Below are 17,784 nucleotides of genomic sequence, written 5' to 3'. Positions count from 1 at the left end.
GGTTGTAATAAACATTATATTAGAAAAAATAATTCTTTCAATTAATTCATAGTAAAAAGATATGAATTCTTTGTAAAAAAAAGAAAGCCAAGAGGCTTTCTTTTTAATTTAATTATTAAATATTCATTTGGCTTTGAACTTCTTTAGCGAAATCTTCTTCTTTTTTCTCTAAACCTTCACCAACTTCAAATCTAGCAAATCTTCTAATTTTAATGTTTTCACCTACACTATTAGCAGTATCTCTTAGATATTGTTCAATTGTTTGATCAGGATTTTTAATATATTGTTGATCTAATAAGCATACATCTTTGAAATATTTTTTAAGTCTGCCTTCAACTTTTTTGTGAGCTATCATTTCTTTTTTGTCTTCAGGCATATTTTCATTTGCTTCGTTCATAGCTTGTTTGATTAATATTTCTTTTTGTTCTGCTACATCTTTTTCATCAGCATCTTCTTCTGAGATGTAAAGTGGATTTAAAGCAGCTATATGCATAGCGATGTTTCTAGCAAATTCTTTTACTGAATCAGTATTTGCTGAGAAATCTGTTTCTGTATTGATTTCAACAATAACACCAATTTTATCATTATGAATGTATGAACCAATAACTCCTTCAGCAGCTATTCTATCAGCTTTTTTATCTAGAGTTGCTTGTCCTTTTTCCTTTAATAGTTTTATAGCTTCATCTATATTACCATCAGTTTCAGTCAAAGCTTTTTTACAATCCATCATTCCAGCGCCAGTTTTTTCTCTTAATTCTTTTACTAATTTTGCACTTACTGCCATAATGTCCTCCTAATTATTCCTCAATTGATTCTTCTTCATCTTCTTCAGCTAATTGTTCAGATTCTTCTTCATCAGCTTCAGTTTCTTCGAAGTCTTCCTCGCTTACAGCAAATTCGCTACCTTGGTTTCCTTCTATAACAGCATCTGCCATTAGTGAAGTTATAAGTTTTACAGCTCTTATAGCATCATCATTTCCAGGAATTGCTATATCTACAACATCAGGATCACAGTTTGTATCAACAATTGATATAACTGGAATTCCTAAAATTTTTGCTTCGTGAACTGCAATTTCTTCATTTGATGGATCAACTACAAATAATACATCTGGTAGCTCTTCCATATCTTTGATACCACCAAGATTTTTTTCTAATTTATCCATTTCTTTATTTAATTGTAAAACTTCTTTTTTAGGTAGAAGATCAAATGTTCCATCTTCTTCCATTGTTTCATATTTTTTAAGTTTGTTTACAGAATTTCTAATTGTGTTGAAGTTTGTCAACATTCCACCTAACCATCTGTTAGATACATAATATTGACCACATCTTTTAGCTTCTTGTTCTATTGAATCTTGAGCTTGTTTTTTTGTACCTACAAATAAAACACTTCCGCCTTCGCTAGCAATATCTCTTATTGCTTCGTAAGCTTTTTCAATTTGACCTGCAGTTTTTGCTAAATCAATTATATAGATTCCATTTCTTTCTGTGAAGATGAATTTACTCATTTTAGGATTCCATCTTCTTGTTTGGTGACCAAAATGTACACCAGCTTCTAATAATTTTTTCATTGATACTATTGACATATATCTTACCTCCGTTTAATTTCTTCCATCTTTATCGCCTAGATTCTAAACTAATTTAAATTAGCAACGCAAACCTATCCAAAGATGTGTATAGTACTTATGTAATATACCATAAATTTTAATATATTACAAGTTTATTCAAACATTGCTTCCACAAATGATTTTGAATCAAATTTTTCTAAGTTATTTATTCCTTCTCCTACTCCAATATACTTAACTGGTACTTCAAGTTCAACTTGAAGAGGGAAAATTACGCCACCTTTTGCAGTTCCATCAAGTTTTGTTAAAATTAATCCACTTATATCACAAACATTTTTAAATTCTCTAAGTTGGCTTATAGCGTTTTGTCCTGTTGTTGCATCTAATACTAGTAAATTTTCTCTATTTGCATTATTAGCATGAGTTGAGATTGTTCTATTAATTTTTTCTAGCTCATTCATAAGATTTTTTTTGTTATGAAGTCTTCCAGCTGTATCACAAATTAATACATCTGAACTATTTGCTTTTGCTGCTTGTATAGCATCAAAAATTACAGCTGATGGATCTGATCCTTCTTTATGAGCAATCATTTGTGTATTAGATTGTTTTGCCCACAAGTCAAGTTGATCAATTGCTGCTGCTCTAAAAGTATCAGCTGCTGCCAAAGTAACCTTGTGACCTTCTTTTTTAAGATTATAAGCAAGCTTTCCAATAGTTGTGGTTTTACCTACACCATTTACTCCAATAACCAAAATAACACTTAGCTTATCATTTGAAACATTTAGTTTATTTTCTAAATTTTTTTCATCTAATTTTTCTTCCATTATTTCTTTTAATAAAGGAAAAATTTCTTCTGAATTTTTAATTGATCTTTCTTTTATTTCATCTTTTAATTGATCAACAATTTCAATTGTAGATTGCATACCTATATCAGCTGAAATTAATATTTCTTCTAATTCATCATACAAATCATCATCAATTTTTACATTTGCAGTAAATAAATTTTTAAGATTTGATGAAAATTGCTCTCTAGTTTTTGACAAACCCTTAGATAGTTTTGCAAAAAAGCCTAAGTCCTCATCTTCGTCTTTTTTTTCTTCAAAATTATTACTAGATATTTTTTCGTTTTCTAAAAAATTTACTTCCACATCATTCTCATTGTTTTCTTCTAATTGATCAGAAGTTTCCTCATTTTCAGGAGAATCTTTTTCTAATTTTTCACTATCAATTTCTTCATCTTTGTTTTTTTTCTTAAAAAAATCAAACATTTTAACTCCTTAATTTATATCACTTGGATTTAATGCAACAAGTATACTTGTATCCTTGCTTTTATTTATAAAATAATTTTTAAGCCTAATAAGAAAATCTGAAATTTCTTCTAATTTTTCATCTTTTAATTTTATAATTATATTGTATCTGTATTTGTTATTAATGCGAGATATTTTACATGGATTTGGTCCAATTATTTTTATTTCTCTGTCTTTTTCGTATTCTAGATCGAGATAATATTTTATTTTTTTTGAAATATCCATACATTTTATTCTTGATTTGTCTAATATTTTTATAGTAATTAAATCTACAAAAGGCGGATATTCAAATGCTTTTCTTGATTCAATTTCATAATTATAAAATCCTTGGTAATCATTTTTACTTGCAGCATTTATTACAAAATTATCAGGTCTATAAGTTTGTATTATAACCTCTCCCTTTTTATCTGCCCTACCAGCTCTTCCTGAAACTTGAGTTAAAAGCTCAAAACTTGTTTCATAAGCAGTATAGTCATCAATATTTAATGATAAGTCTGCACTGATTATTCCAACTAAAGTAACATTATCAAAATCAAGCCCTTTCGCAATCATTTGAGTTCCTATGAGTATATCTACTTTATTATCCTTCATATTTTTATACATCGAGTTATAAGTCGACTTATCTTTTGCAGTCATAGAATCCATTCTAATAACTTTAGCTTTTGGAAATAATTCTTTTATCTCCTCTTCCAATTTTTCAGTTCCTGCTCCAAATTCTTTGATTTTTTTTGATCCACACGAAGGACAAATTGTTGGTTGATTTTTAGTTCTTCCACAATAATGGCAAACTAGCTTTGATACATTTTTATGATAAGTCATCGAAACATCACAAGCTTCACATTTAATAACATAGCCACAGTGCCTGCAAAAAGTAAATGAATTGTGACCAATTTTATTTAAAAATAAAATAACCTGTTCATCTCTTTTTAGTTTTTCATTTATTTTTTCATACAAAAGCGAGCTTATCATTGAATAGTTTGAATTTTTCAATTCTTCTCTCATATCTACTATGTGAACCTTTGGAAGTTTTCCATTTACTCTATTTTTTAGCTCAAGTAAATTATATTCGCCATCCAAAGTTTTTGTCATAGTTTTTATCGATGGAGTTGCTGATGCAAAAATCAAAGTTGCCTTGTTATAAGCTCTCCTAAACAAAGCTAATTCGTCTGTGTGAAATTTTGGATCTTGAGAAGATATATAACTTTTATCATGTTCTTCATCTATTATTATAAGACCAAGATTTTTAAATGGAGCAAATATTGCACTTCTTGCTCCAACAACGATTTTAACCTCACCGTTTTTTATCATTCTCCACTGTTGAAATCTTTCTTTTTGACTAAGTCTTGAATGCATTATTGCAATTTTTTGCTTAAATCTTCCTTGAAATCTTTCTATGGTTTGAGGTGTTAAAGAAATTTCTGGAACAAGGATTATTGAATCCTTCCCTTTTTTTAAATTTTCTTCAACAACTTGTAAAAAAACTTCTGTTTTTCCACTCCCAGTAACACCTTTTAAAAGATATGAAGAATCTGGATTTTCCATTATTTTTCTAAAAGCTAAATTTTGTTCATCATTTAAAATAAATTTATCATATCTTTCACTATCCTTAACCAAGGCCTTGTTTACTTCAATTTTTCTAATATTTAAGATATTTTTTTTAACTAAAGCATCAAAAGAATTTTTACTAGATTTAGTTTTGCTTAAAAGTTTTTTGTACTCAACTTCCTTATTTTCTCTTAAATAATTTATAATATCTTTTTGTTTTTTAGCATTTTTTGATATTTTACTATCATCAAAATTTTCTTTTAAACTTACAAAGATTTGATAATTTATTTTTTGATTTGAGTTTATATCAAAATATGAATCTATAAGGCCCTTATCCTTATATTTATCTAAAATATCTTTATTTATATCATATTTATTTAAAAGATCATCCAAGGATTTTTTGCTTTCAAAAATGTGATATAAATTATCATTTTTATCTAAGTTTTCTGTTTTATAAAAATATTCTTTTATCTCTTTTATATTTCCAGCAGGTAGAACTTGCCTAATACAAGATCTTAGTGGTGAAAGATATCTTTTATTCATAAAAAAAGCCAAATTTATTAGCTCATCATCAACTAAAGCTTTTGAATCTATAATTTCTACTATATCTTTAGTTTCAAAATCATCATCAATATTTTCAACTATATCGTAAACAAAGGCAATAGTATTCTTATTGCCTTTGCCAAATGGGACAATAACCCTCATCCCTTTTTTTATTTTATTTTTAATTTTATCAGGTATGTGATAAGTAAAAGATTTATCCAAAAATCTGCTTTTACTATCAAGTATTACATAACAATACAATTTATCACCTAAACTAAAAGATCTAAAATTTTATTAGCCAACTCTTTTTTTGTCATTATATCAAGTTTTTCAACTTTGTCTTTTGAAAGTATTGATGCGATATTAGTATCTACATCAAATCCAGCACCTTTCTTTTTAAGATCATTTGCTATAATATAATCAGCCTTTTTTGACTCTAATTTGATTTTTGCATTTTTAATAAGGTCATCTGTTTCTGCAGCAAAACCAATTAAAATTTGCCTATCTTTTTTATTTCCAAAATATTTTAAAATATCTATATTTTCAATCAATTCTAATTTTAAATTATCGCCATTTTTTTTAATTTTCTTATCACTAACTTCTCTGACTTTATAATCAGTAGGTGCAGCTGACATGATTAAAGCATAGCAATCATCAAAATCTTTTTCGATTGCATCTTTTAAATCCTTATTGGTTCTAATATTAATTTTATCAATTCCAAATGTATCCATAGGATTTACAGGACCTGATACTAATTTTACATCAGCTCCTCTTTTAAAAGCTTCTATGGCGATATTATAGCCCATTTTACCACTTGATTTATTTGTAATAAATCTCACATAATCTATTGATTCTACTGTTGGACCTGCAGAAACAATAATTTTCTTACCCTTTAAATCTTTCTTTGTAAAATAATAATCAAGATATCTAACTATATTTTCAGGCTCTTCCATTCTTCCATCACCCCTAGTGTCACATGCTAGAAGGCCAGAATTAGGATTAATTATATGTACTCCTCTTTCTTTTATTATTTTTAAATTTTTTTGGGTTGCTTCGTTATTAAGCATATTTGTATTCATAGTTGGTGCAACAATAATATCTTTGTCGCATGCCAAAATAGATGCTGTAAGCATATTATCTGCAATTCCATAGGTCATTTTTGCAAGAGTATTTGCACTTAAAGGGGCAAGTAAAAAAACATCTGCCCATTTTGGAAGTTCAATATGATAAACTTTGTCATGATGACCTTCAAACATTTCAGAATAAACAATACATTTTCCCATTGTTTCAAAAGACAAAGGACTTACAAATTCACAAGCTGCCTTTGTCATAATTATTTTTAAATTTGCCCCTTCTTTTTTTAATCTAGAGCAAAGTTCTAAAGTTTTATAGGCTGCTATTCCCCCACTTACACCAAGGAGAATATTTTTACCCCTAATCATTTTTCTTAACTTTTCCTTCCATTATTTCATGTAAAGCTTGGGTAACTGGTTTATCTTCGCTGTCTTTGGTCAATAAATCTGAACCATTTACAATTCTTCTTGCTCTTTTTGCTGCCATCATGCAAATTTCATATCTACTTGAACTTATTTCTGATAATTCTTTAAAAGATGGATTATTCATATTTACTCCTTTTCAAAATCTATATCTTCTCTAAAAACTCTGTGCTTTTCTGCATTTATTATTTCATTGACTAAATTTATAGCAGAATTCAAATGATCGTTTACAACTAAATAATCATAGTTTTTAATGTAAGATAATTCTTTTCTTGCATTATTCATCCTTAGATTGATGTCACTTTCTGTTTCAGTTCCTCTGTTAACTATCCTATTTTTTAGTTCACTAAGGCTAGGAGGCGCTAGAAAAATATATACTCCATTATCTATATTTTCCTTAACATTTAATGCTCCCTGAACATCAATTTCTAAAATAACTATCTTACCTTCATTGATTTTTTCTTCAACAAAATCTTTTGGTGTACCATAATAATTATCATGAACTTTTGCGTACTCTAAAAATTTATCTTCCTCAATCATTTTTTCAAATTCATCATGACTCTTAAAAAAATAGCTTACCCCTTCTATCTCGCCAGGTCTACTTTTCCTAGTTGTAACAGAAACTGAATAAACTAAGTTTTTTTGCGTATTCATAAGGTCATGCAACACTGTTCCTTTTCCTACACCTGAAGGTCCAGATATTACTAATAAAAATCCTTTTTTCATCACGCCTCCTTATTAGTACTATTTTACTTTATGGAAAAATTTAGTTCAAGTTTATTATCTGATATAATATAGATATAAAAAATAAAGAGGTGATTTAATGAGTTTTGATGGTTTAGTAACAAAATCCATAACTTATGAAATAAAAAAATTATTGCTGGGCGGTAAAATTCAAAAAATAAGCCAGCCTTCAAAAAACGATATAATTTTTAATATATATTCTGTAGGAAAAAGCTACAAATTATTACTAAGCGCTAACAATAATGAGGCGAGAGTTCATATTACAAACAAAAAATATGAAAATCCAATAAGTCCTCCAAATTTTTGTATGGTTTTAAGAAAGCATTTAAATCAAAGTAAGATTATTGATATTGACCAATATAAACTAGATAGGGTTATAATTTTTCATATTTCATCAGTTGATGAGATGGGCTTTGATATTTCAAATAAATTAATTGTCGAAATAATGGGAAAATACTCTAACATAATTTTAACCGATGAAAATTATAAGATAATTGATTCTATAAAAAGAGTAAATTTAAAAATGTCATCTGTTAGACAAATACTACCAGGACTTTCTTATAATTTTATTGAAAGTGAAAAAATAAATATTTTAGATAATGATTTTTCTGATGATATATTAAAATTAGACAAAAATTTACCAGATAGTCAAAATCCACAAAAATTTTTATATCAAACTTACCTAGGCTTTTCTCCTACTATTGCAAAAGAATTAATTTATAGGTCAAATATAGATCCAAGAATTAACTGGGGACTTGTAAGTGAAGATGAAAAACAATTATTAAATGAAAATCTTTATAAGCTAAGAAATAGTCTAATTGAAAATTTATATAGTCCTGTTTTATACAAGGATAATAGAAAGTATAAGGAATTCTATTTTACAGAATTAAAATCTTTGGGATTTGAAAAAATTGATTATGAAACAATGAGTCATGCTATAGAAACTTTCTATGAAAGCAACAAATCCAATGATAGGTTAAGGCAAATTAAAAATAATTTAATAAGAAAAATTAACAGTCAAATTAAAACCGTAAATAAAAAAATAAGTATTTTAAATAAAAATATTGCAAAAGAATCTAATATGGATTCTTATAGAATGAAAGGTGACCTATTAGCAGCAAATGTTAATATGTTAAAAAAAGGAGATAAAGAAATTATCCTCAATGATTTTTATAACGAAAATAAAGAAATAAAAATAATCCTAGACGATAGGAAAAATCCATGGGAAAATGTAGATTCATATTATAAAAGATATAAAAAGATTAAAAATTCTATAGATTTTGCAAAAGTTGACCTTCCAAAAGAAGAGGATTTACTAAACTACTTAAATCAATTGGGTGATTTCATTGAAAGAAGCGAAAGTATCACCGATTTAGATGAAATAAAAGATGAGTTAATTGAAAATAAAATTATAAAAAATACAAGTAAAAATAAGAAAAAAAATAAGACAAAATCAAAACCTATGCAATTTAAAACTGTTGATGATAGTACTATATTTGTCGGAAAAAATTCAAGACAAAATGACTATATAACTCTAAAACTTGCAGGTAAAAACGACTATTTCTTCCATGTAAGAAATGCACCAGGAAGTCATGTTATTTTAAAAACTAACTCATTAACAGAAAATGATTTGAAAATAGCCTCCTATCTTGCAGCAGAAAATTCATCTCAGGCTAAATCAAATAAGGTTGACGTAGATTATACTGAAAAAAAGAATGTTAGAAAAGAAAAAGCAGCTAAACTTGGTATGGTTTATTATGAAAATTTTAATACTATTACAGTTGATATGACCGAAAATCCAAGTAAGCTTTATAAAAAAATAAAATAAATATAGAAAAACCCAGAAAAAATTCTGGGTTTTAGTATATAATAAAATAATTATTTATTGTTAACTGCTTCTTTTAAAGTTTTACCTGCTTTGAAAACTGGTGCTTTTGAAGCTGGAATTTTAATAACTTCGTCAGGTTTTCTTGGGTTTCTTCCTTCTCTAGCTTTTCTGTCTCTAGTTTCAAATGTTCCAAATCCTACAAGTTGTACTTTTTCTTCTTTTTGAAGTGATTCTGTTACTGTTTCAATAAAAGCATTTAATGCTCTTTCAGCTTCAACTTTTTTAAGTCCACTTTTTTCTGAGATATTAACTAATAATTCTGATTTATTCATATATCCTCCTTATAAATCAATCTTAATCTTATTCTGCTTAACTCTAAATTAAATTATACATAAATATTTTATTTATTTCAAGCATTTATCAAATAAAAAGCTTGATATTTGAATTTTTTATAAGTTTTTCCAAATATTTATTATATTCATTTTCTAAAAAAATTTCTTTAGCATCAATTAATAAATTTTTTTCATTTTTATTTTCTGAGTTAATCATCAAAATTACGTAAGAATCCTTAAATTTAAAGATATTACTCATTTCATTAACTTTAATTATTGATGATTTTTTAAGCAAAGGATCATCAATATATACAAAATCTGACCTATATACATCATAATTTTTAATTTTTGTTTTCATTTTTTTCTTGAAATCCTCAGAATTTTTAATAGATTCCCTTATTTTTATTGCTTCATTTTTATCATCAAAAATCAAACAATCATACTTGTATTTTTTTTGGAGATTTTTGTTCTCCTCAAAATATTTGAGAATTTCGGAATCTTTTATATTATTTTTATTTAAAAAATAATCATAATGTTTTTTTCTAATTGAGTCTTGGTAAGTGATTTCATCAAACTCATCTTCACTTACACCAAATGTCTTTATATTCTCAATTAAAGAGTCTTTTGAAGAGATTTTTTCACTTAGCTTATCAATAGTTTCTTTAGAATCATTTTTAGTAACTTTAACCTTATTTTTCTTAAGATCATTAACCATTACTTGATCAATAACGAGAGAATCTAAAAGATCAGATTCTAATTTTTTATAATTAGAATCCCCTTTTTTAGATTTTTTTTCCAAGAAAGTATCCCCATATTTTTCTATATAATATTTTTGATAGTAGCTTAATTCTTTTTCAAATAATTTTTTCGAAATTCCTTCATTATCTACAACAGCTACATATTTATCTTTATCAAATTCCTTTGAACAAGATGTTGAAAAAATACAAAAAAGACTAATTATTAGAATTGCTATTTTCTTTTTGTTTTTCATCTTTGTTAGAATTATTAGTTGCTTTCTTATCTTTTTCTGTATCTTTCTTTTGAGGACCATCTTCTGTTACAACTTTTGCTTCATTAAATAATTTTGTTAAATAATCAGCATATTTTTTGTCGTTTAATTTTTTAGAAATTTCTTCTTTCAACGCTTCAGGAGAATCCTTTTTATCCTCAACTTTTATAATATGGAATCCATAAGAAGTCTTAACAGGATCAGATATTTCTCCTTTTTTCATAGCAAAGGCCTTATCTGCAAATTCTTTAACCATCTTATCTCTTGTAAAGTATCCTAAATCTCCACCTTTGCTTGAATTAGCTGTATCTTTTGAATATTCTTTAGCAAGTTTCGCAAAATCTTCACCCTTATCTAGTTTTGCTTTTACTTCTTTTGCAGTATTTTCATCAGCTACTAAAATATGACTAGCTTTAACTTGAGCTAAAGTATCTTTGTTTTCTTCATAATATTTTTTTATTTCTTTTTCATCCACTGGGTGTTTTTCTTCAAACCAAGCTCTGTGTTTTTGATAAATTTGATCTTTTTTTATTGTTTCTTTAAATTTATCACTGCTCATATTGTAATCATCAAGCATTTTATCAAATTTTTCTTGACCACCAAATTGTTGAATGTATTGTAAAAATTTATCGTTAAGTTCCTTATCTTCAACTTTTACCTTATTTTTCTTCATATCGTCTGCAATAAGTTTATCTTGAATTAACATTTGAACAATAGAAGGTTTAAGTTGTTGTTGGCTAGCAAGCATAGCAGAGTAAAAACTCATTTCATCTTTATAAGCATCTTTAGAAATTTTTTCTCCACTAACTATTGCTACTGCATCATCAGGTAATTTTTCACCTTTAGCACTTTCTGAACTTTCAGTTTGATTTGAACCAGTATCTTTTTTATCCTTATCTGCATTATTTCCACAGGCACTTAAAGCAAAACTTGTTGCTAAAACTAGGGCTATTAATTTTTTATTCATTTTTTCTCCTTAACATTTTCTATAACTTTTAATAATTCGTAACAGTCTAACAATTTGGTATTTTTATTTGGTAATTTGAAAGATGGATTTTGAGATAAGTCAAAAGAAAGATCATTGTGATAATCTTCATTTATTTGAGAAAGTTGTTCAAAAGTAAATTTATTTCTATCATCATAAGAAATTTTTATTTCATTTTTTACTTCCCTAATTTCATCAAAACCTAATTGATCAGCAAGTGATTTTACTAATGATACATACATTAGATTATCTACCATCAAAGGAATATCTCCATACCTATCAATCAAATCTTCAACTAATAAACTATAATCATCTAAATTTTCAATTCTTGAGATTCTAGTATAAATTTCAATTTTTTGACTAGAATCTTCAATGTATGAATCTGGAATGTAGGCATCGACTTTTAAATCTATGTATACGTCATTATAATCGTTCTTATAGATTTCTTTTCCACTCGCCTTATTTACGGCTTGTTGCAAGAATTTAACGTATAAATCGTATCCAATGGCTTCTACTTGACCACTTTGACTTTCGCCTAAAATATTTCCTGCACCCCTAAGCTCTAAATCTCTCATAGCTATCTTATAACCACTACCAAAATCAGAAAAATCTTTAATAGATTTTAATCTTTTTTCACCTATTTCAGTTAATACTTTTCCTTTTGCATAAGTAAAATAAGCATAAGAAGACCTAGATGAACGTCCAATTCTACCTTTCAACTGATAAAGTTGGCTAAGTCCCATCATGTCAGAATCATAAACTATAATTGTGTTTACATTTTGTATATCCATTCCAGTTTCAATAATTGTCGTTGCAAGCAAAATATCAGTTTTACCACTTACAAAATCTTCCATAATTTTTTCTAAGCTCTTTGCAGACATTTGACCATGCGCAATTTCTATATTAGCATCAGGAATTAAATCTTTTAAATGATTATAAATTTTTTCAATATTATAAACTCTATTATATACAAAATAAACTTGTCCATCTCTATCGAGCTCTTTTTCAATAGCTCTTTTTATAATTGATTCATCATATTCCAAAACGTAAGTATTTACAGGAAGCCTTCTTTCAGGTGGTTCATCCAAAGTTGACATATCTCTGATTCCTGTAAGAGACATTTGTAAAGTTCTTGGTATTGGAGTTGCTGATAAGGTAAGAACATCAATATTTTCTTTTAATTTCTTAAGTTTATCCTTGTGTCTAACACCAAATCTTTGCTCTTCATCAATTATTAATAGGCCTAAGTTTTTAAATTTAATATCTTTAGATAAAAGTCTATGAGTTCCAACAATAATATCTACTTTACCATTTTTTAGATTTTTTATATTTTTTTCTTGGTCTTTTTTGCTGACAAATCTAGATAAAAGAGCACAATCTACAGGAAAATCTTTAAATCTTTCTTTCATTGTTGAATAATGTTGACTAGCAAGAATTGTTGTAGGCACAAGAAAACAAACTTGATACCCATCCATAATAGCTTTAAAAGCAGCTCTGAGGGCTACTTCTGTTTTTCCATAACCAACATCTCCACACAAAAGCCTATCCATAGGTTTTATATCTTCCATATCGTTTTTTATTTCATCAATCGACCTATTTTGGCTGTCAGTTTCCTCGTAAACAAATGAATCTTCGAATTCTTTTTGCCAAGTTGTATCTTTACTAAAAGCATGACCTTTGGCTTTTGATCTTTTAGCATAAAGTTCTACCAAATCATCTGCTATTTCATCTACTGCTTTTTTTGCTCTTTGCTTAGCTTTTTTCCATTGATTGCTTCCAAGAGATGAAATTTTTGGCTTATCCCCTTTGTTACCAATGTATTTACTTACTAAATCCATTTGGTCAACCGGAACAAATACCTTATCATTTCCCTTATACTCAATTACAAAATAATCTTTTTTTGTGTTATTGACTTCTATTTGGGAAATCCCCTTATAAATTCCTATTCCGTTATTTTCATGAACAACATAATCACCAATTTCAATATCAGAATAATTTATTATATCCTTAGCACTAACAGATTTCTTGGTTTTTTTTCTATTTCTATATTTTTCTTTTCCAAAAATATCTCTGTGAGAATAAACATTTATTTTAAAATCTGTAAAAATATAGCCTCTTGATATTGAATTTTCAGCCAAAATAATATTATTCTTATTTAAATCACTATCAAGACCAAGGGCATAGCTATTGATGTTATTTTCATCAAATATATTCTTAATATTTGCAAGTGATTTTTCATCAGATGCAAAAATAAGAGCTTTTTCATTGTTTTTTATAATTGATTTTATATTTAAAACAAAATTTTCTATATTTTTATTGAAATTTTCTTGTTCAATAGATTTTAATTCTATGATTTTTCTTGCCTTAATTAGATTATTATTTTTTAAAAGAGATGAAGAATTTATAATTGGATAAGATTTTATATTTGTAAAAATTTCTTTGATATCTAATTTTATATTTTTAAACGATGAAAAAACTTCCTCATTTTCCATCTGACTAGTTAGATCTAGATCTAATTTTTCCTTATAATCTTTGAAATTATCTATTGACCTATTTAAATCTTGAAAAATAAATAATGAATCCTTATCAATATAATTAAAAAAACTATCAAAATTGTTTTTTCTATAAGGAGTAATCAAATCATCATTTGCTATATATAAGCTATCTTTAAGATAAGAAATAATTTGCCTATATTTATCTTTTATTTTTACAAGTTTCCCATCATCAGATATTGTAGATAAATCATTTTTAATTTCTTTAATTACATTATCATAATCATTCTTATCATAAATTAATTCTTTTGTAGGTCTTACTATGATTTCATCTATATTTTCTAATGATCTTTGTGTATCTTTATCAAAAAATCTAATAGAATCAATTTCTGTATCAAATAACTCTATCCTAATTGGATTATCATATTCAATTGGCCAGAAATCTATAATTGAACCTCTAATTGAAAATTCTCCCTTAGACTCAACCAATTTTGAAAAATCATAATTTAATTCAATAAATGATTCTTTTATTTTTCTTAAATCAATTTCACTATCTATATCAATTTTAAAAGATTTATTTTCAAATATTTTTTTTTGTGTTAATTTATTTCTAAGTCCATCTAAACTTGTAGTTATTATAAATTTTTCACCATTAATAAGTCTAATTAAAACTTCTAATCTTTTTATTTCATTGTTTTTTTCAAGATTTTTAATATTATAATAATTTATTTCAGTTGATGGAAAATACATGCATGTATCTTCTACAAAAGAATTAATATCATCACACATAAGCTTGGCTTTTTTTTCGTTTTCACAAACTATGACCAAACATTTTTTAGTATAATGAAAAATCGTCTCATAAATATGAGATTTACTTTCATCAGTCAATCCATGTAAAAAAATAGGAGATAAATTTTTATAATTTTCTATAATTTCTTTTACTTGACTAATATTATAAATTTCATTAATAAGACTATTCATTATCTTCAACTAACCTTTTAGAATTATACACACTCATGGCTTTATCGATTCCTTCTTCTAAAATCATTTCAATTGATTCTCCCACAAGAATAACTTCTTCTTCTATAATTTTTGCTTCATCTTTTGAAAATCCACTCAAAACAAAATTAGCTAGATCCATATAAGATGGTTTTTTTCCAACTGCAACCTTTATTCTTGGAAAATCGTCAAATTCTAAATTATAAATTATTGATTTCATTCCATTATGAGTTCCAGCTGAGCCTTTTTTTCTAATTCTAATGCTTCCAAAATCAATATCTATATCATCATAGATAACTATGAGTTTATCGTGTTCAAAATCAAAATATTTGTATATTTCTCTTATAGCTTCTCCTGAATTATTCATATAAGTTTGAGGTTTTACAAGCATAACTTTATGGCCAGAAATTACTCCCTGGCCAATCAAAGATTTAAATTTAATTTTTCTTACATCTATACTATATTTTCTAGCTAAATAATCTATGCTTATAAAGCCAGCATTATGTCTTGTATTCTCATACTGTATACCAGGATTACCCAAGCCTACAATATAATACATATCTATTTACCATCCTCAAATAAACCACTTATTGATTCATATGTGTTGATTCTATTGATGGCTTCTGCTAATAAAGGAGCTATTGATATTTGCTTTATTTTATCAATTTTCTTTTCTTCTGGTAATTTTATTGTATCTGTTATTATTACTTCTTTTACACAAGAATTTTCTAAGTTTTGACAAGCATTAGCACTCAATACACCGTGAGTTGCTGCTATTGAAACTTCTTTTGCTCCGTGTTCTTTTAGATAATTCGCTGCATTACAAATTGTTCCGGCAGTGTCAATCATATCGTCAACAAGGATACAATGTTTACCTTCAAAATCACCTATAACATTCATAACCTCAGATACATTTGGTTTTGGACGTCTTTTTTCAATAATCGCTATTGTTAATTTTAAATAATCAGCAAAGCTCCTTGCTCTTGTAACTCCACCCAAGTCAGGGCTTACAACTACATATTCATCTGGTTTATTATAAGCCTTTTCTTTAAAATAAGATGATAGTAATCTAATTGCAGTGAAATGATCAAGTGGTATGTCAAAATAACCTTGAATTTGTCCAGCATGAAGATCCATTGTAATAACCCTATCAGCACCTGAAACTGTTATTAAATTCGCTACAAGTTTTGCACTAATTGGCTCTCTTCCCCTTGTTTTTCTGTCTTGTCTTGCATATCCATAATATGGAACTACAACATTCACATATCTTGCAGAAGCCCTTTTGCAAGCATCTGTCATGATTAATAATTCCATCAAATTATCATTTGTAGGATAAGAAGTAGGTTGAATTATATAAACGTCTTTTCCTCTTACAGCTTCATTTATTTTTACATTTATTTCACTATCTGCAAATTTTTTAACTTCAACCTTTCCTAATTCTATTCCCAATGACTTTGCTACAGCTTCTGCCAATTCAGGATTTGAGTTTCCTGCAAATACTATTAAATCGCCTCTTGTAATATGTGATGAACTTGAACATCCGCTCATTTTTAATTTTGCTCCTTTAACTTTTCTAAATCTCTTTTTTTCTTTTTTTCTACATAACCAGGTATATTTTTTTGATCAGCTCTTTCTATTGAAAGCACTCCCTCTTCAACATCTTTTGTAATTGTTGAACCTGCTGCAATATATCCTTCTTTTTTTACATGAACTGGTGCTACAATATTTGAATTTGATCCTATAAAGGCTCTATCTTCAATTTTTGACCTATGTTTAAATTTACCGTCGTAATTTACAAAAATTACTCCGCAACCAACATTAATATCTTTTCCAAGATCACTATCTCCTATATAGGCTAAATGTCCAGCTTTTGTATTATTATCAACATTAGAATTTTTAACTTCTACAAAATTTCCTATGTGAACATTTTTTCCTAATTTAGCTTTTGGTCTTAGATGTGAAAATGGTCCTATATCAGTATTATCATCTACAAAAGATTTTTCAATTACGGAATTGTCAATTTTTACATTGTTTTTAATAATAGAATCTTCAATTCTAGATGAACCTTCTATTATACAATTTTCTCCAATTTCTGTTTTTCCCAAAATTTTGCATGGTCCTGAGATTATAGTATCTTTTCCAATTTTTACGCCCATTTCAATATTTACTATACTAGGATTTTCAATTATTACACCATTAAGCATATGATAATCATTTATTCTTTCCCTTAATAATTTAGCCGCATAAGCTAGCTCTTTTTTATTATTAATTCCGTAAAATTGATCTGGATTTTCAGCCATGTAAGCTTCTACTTTTTTTTCGTCTTTATTTAAAATTTCAATGCAATCTGTTAGATAAAATTCATTTGATTTGTTGTTAGTATCTATTTTTTTTAAAGAATTTTTTAAATCTTCTCCTTTAAAAGCATAAATACCTACATTAATCTCATTAACTAATTTTTCATCATCACTTGCATCTTTTTCTTCAACAATTTTTTGAAAATTTTCATTATCTCTAATTATTCTTCCATAGCCTTTAGGATTGTCAATCTTAGTTGACATAACTGTTAGGTTGTTATTATTTTCTTTATGAAAATTTATAAAATCTTCAAGTGATTTTTTTGTAATTAGTGGAATATCCCCATTTAAAATCAAACAATCATCATTGTCATCAATTAAATCTATAGCCATGCTAACAGCATAAGCTGTTCCGTAAGGAAAATCATCTCCTATTTTTTGTTCCTTTATTTCAAGTTCAGGATATTTTTCCTTCAATAAATCCTTATTTTTACCACCAATAATTATAGTTTTTGAATTTTTGAAATCACATGCATCAACAATATAGGAAATTATTTCTCTATTTAAAATTTTAGTCATTACTTTTGAAGTACTAGATTTCATCCTAGTTCCTTCGCCTGCTGCAAGTATAATATTTTTTAACAT

At 27.0% G+C, this 17,784-nt stretch carries 15 protein-coding genes; 1 reads left to right on the top strand and 14 read right to left on the bottom strand.

All coding sequences use genetic code 11. The features are described from left to right. Positions 1–115: 115 nt before the first annotated feature. The 7 genes from tsf to gmk all read right to left on the bottom strand — a co-directional run bounded on the left by tsf (position 116) and on the right by gmk (position 7,179). Positions 116–784 (bottom strand): translation elongation factor Ts, encoded by a 669-nt coding sequence (tsf, locus tag BN2087_RS06405; RefSeq protein WP_049690998.1) that lies wholly within the window; start codon positions 782–784, stop codon positions 116–118. Between the two features lie 13 nt (positions 785–797). Further along, a complete protein-coding gene (gene rpsB / locus BN2087_RS06400; RefSeq protein WP_049690997.1) occupies positions 798–1,583 on the bottom strand; it encodes a 30S ribosomal protein S2 in 786 nt (261 codons plus the stop codon). Between the two features lie 134 nt (positions 1,584–1,717). Beyond that, a complete protein-coding gene (ftsY, locus tag BN2087_RS06395; RefSeq protein ID WP_049690996.1) occupies positions 1,718–2,830 on the bottom strand; it encodes a signal recognition particle-docking protein FtsY in 1,113 nt (370 codons plus the stop codon). Between the two features lie 9 nt (positions 2,831–2,839). After that, complete coding sequence (gene priA, locus BN2087_RS06390) at positions 2,840–5,218, bottom strand: primosomal protein N' (RefSeq protein WP_049690995.1); 2,379 nt, start codon at positions 5,216–5,218, stop codon at positions 2,840–2,842. Between the two features lie 8 nt (positions 5,219–5,226). Next, positions 5,227–6,399, bottom strand: coding sequence for a bifunctional phosphopantothenoylcysteine decarboxylase/phosphopantothenate--cysteine ligase CoaBC (coaBC, locus tag BN2087_RS06385; RefSeq protein WP_049690994.1), 1,173 nt, complete (start codon positions 6,397–6,399; stop codon positions 5,227–5,229). Then, positions 6,392–6,580, bottom strand: a complete 189-nt coding sequence (rpoZ, locus tag BN2087_RS06380) for a DNA-directed RNA polymerase subunit omega (protein WP_049690993.1) — start codon at positions 6,578–6,580, stop codon at positions 6,392–6,394. The genes coaBC and rpoZ overlap by 8 nt, the downstream gene beginning before the upstream one ends. Before the next feature lie 2 nt (positions 6,581–6,582). After that, positions 6,583–7,179 carry a guanylate kinase gene (gene gmk, locus BN2087_RS06375; protein WP_049690992.1) on the bottom strand — a complete coding sequence of 199 codons (597 nt, stop codon included), beginning with the start codon at positions 7,177–7,179 and terminating at the stop codon, positions 6,583–6,585. A gap of 97 nt (positions 7,180–7,276) precedes the next feature. Between gmk and BN2087_RS06370 the strand changes: the two genes are divergently transcribed. Beyond that, positions 7,277–9,025, top strand: a complete 1,749-nt coding sequence (locus BN2087_RS06370; protein ID WP_049690991.1) for an Rqc2 family fibronectin-binding protein — start codon at positions 7,277–7,279, stop codon at positions 9,023–9,025. A 50-nt stretch (positions 9,026–9,075) separates the two neighbouring features. Here BN2087_RS06370 and BN2087_RS06365 read toward each other — a convergent pair whose 3' ends face one another. From BN2087_RS06365 to glmU, 7 genes are all read right to left on the bottom strand, one after another. Continuing rightward, positions 9,076–9,357, bottom strand: coding sequence for an HU family DNA-binding protein (locus tag BN2087_RS06365; RefSeq protein WP_004813313.1), 282 nt, complete (start codon positions 9,355–9,357; stop codon positions 9,076–9,078). Positions 9,358–9,445: 88 nt separating this feature from the next. Next, positions 9,446–10,348 (bottom strand): SurA N-terminal domain-containing protein, encoded by a 903-nt coding sequence (locus BN2087_RS06360; RefSeq protein ID WP_049690990.1) that lies wholly within the window; start codon positions 10,346–10,348, stop codon positions 9,446–9,448. Further along, positions 10,311–11,333, bottom strand: a complete 1,023-nt coding sequence (locus tag BN2087_RS06355) for a peptidylprolyl isomerase (RefSeq protein ID WP_049690989.1) — start codon at positions 11,331–11,333, stop codon at positions 10,311–10,313. The genes BN2087_RS06360 and BN2087_RS06355 overlap by 38 nt, the downstream gene beginning before the upstream one ends. Beyond that, positions 11,330–14,824, bottom strand: coding sequence for a transcription-repair coupling factor (mfd, locus tag BN2087_RS06350; protein WP_049690988.1), 3,495 nt, complete (start codon positions 14,822–14,824; stop codon positions 11,330–11,332). The genes BN2087_RS06355 and mfd overlap by 4 nt, the downstream gene beginning before the upstream one ends. Next, entirely contained in the window at positions 14,817–15,401 is a 585-nt protein-coding gene (gene pth / locus BN2087_RS06345; RefSeq protein ID WP_049690987.1) for an aminoacyl-tRNA hydrolase, read from the bottom strand. The genes mfd and pth overlap by 8 nt, the downstream gene beginning before the upstream one ends. Positions 15,402–15,403: 2 nt before the next feature. Beyond that, positions 15,404–16,390: a ribose-phosphate diphosphokinase gene (locus BN2087_RS06340; protein ID WP_049690986.1), complete on the bottom strand. Its 987-nt coding sequence runs from the start codon at positions 16,388–16,390 to the stop codon at positions 15,404–15,406. 2 nt (positions 16,391–16,392) lie between these two features. Further along, the gene (gene glmU / locus BN2087_RS06335) at positions 16,393–17,784 is read right to left on the bottom strand and encodes a bifunctional UDP-N-acetylglucosamine diphosphorylase/glucosamine-1-phosphate N-acetyltransferase GlmU (RefSeq protein ID WP_049690985.1); all 1,392 of its coding nucleotides are present in this window, start codon (positions 17,782–17,784) and stop codon (positions 16,393–16,395) included.

The sequence above is a fragment of the Anaerococcus jeddahensis genome, from assembly GCF_001182725.1.
GTDB classification, from domain to species: domain Bacteria; phylum Bacillota; class Clostridia; order Tissierellales; family Peptoniphilaceae; genus Anaerococcus; species Anaerococcus jeddahensis.
This window is presented reverse-complemented; position numbering and strand designations above follow the sequence as displayed.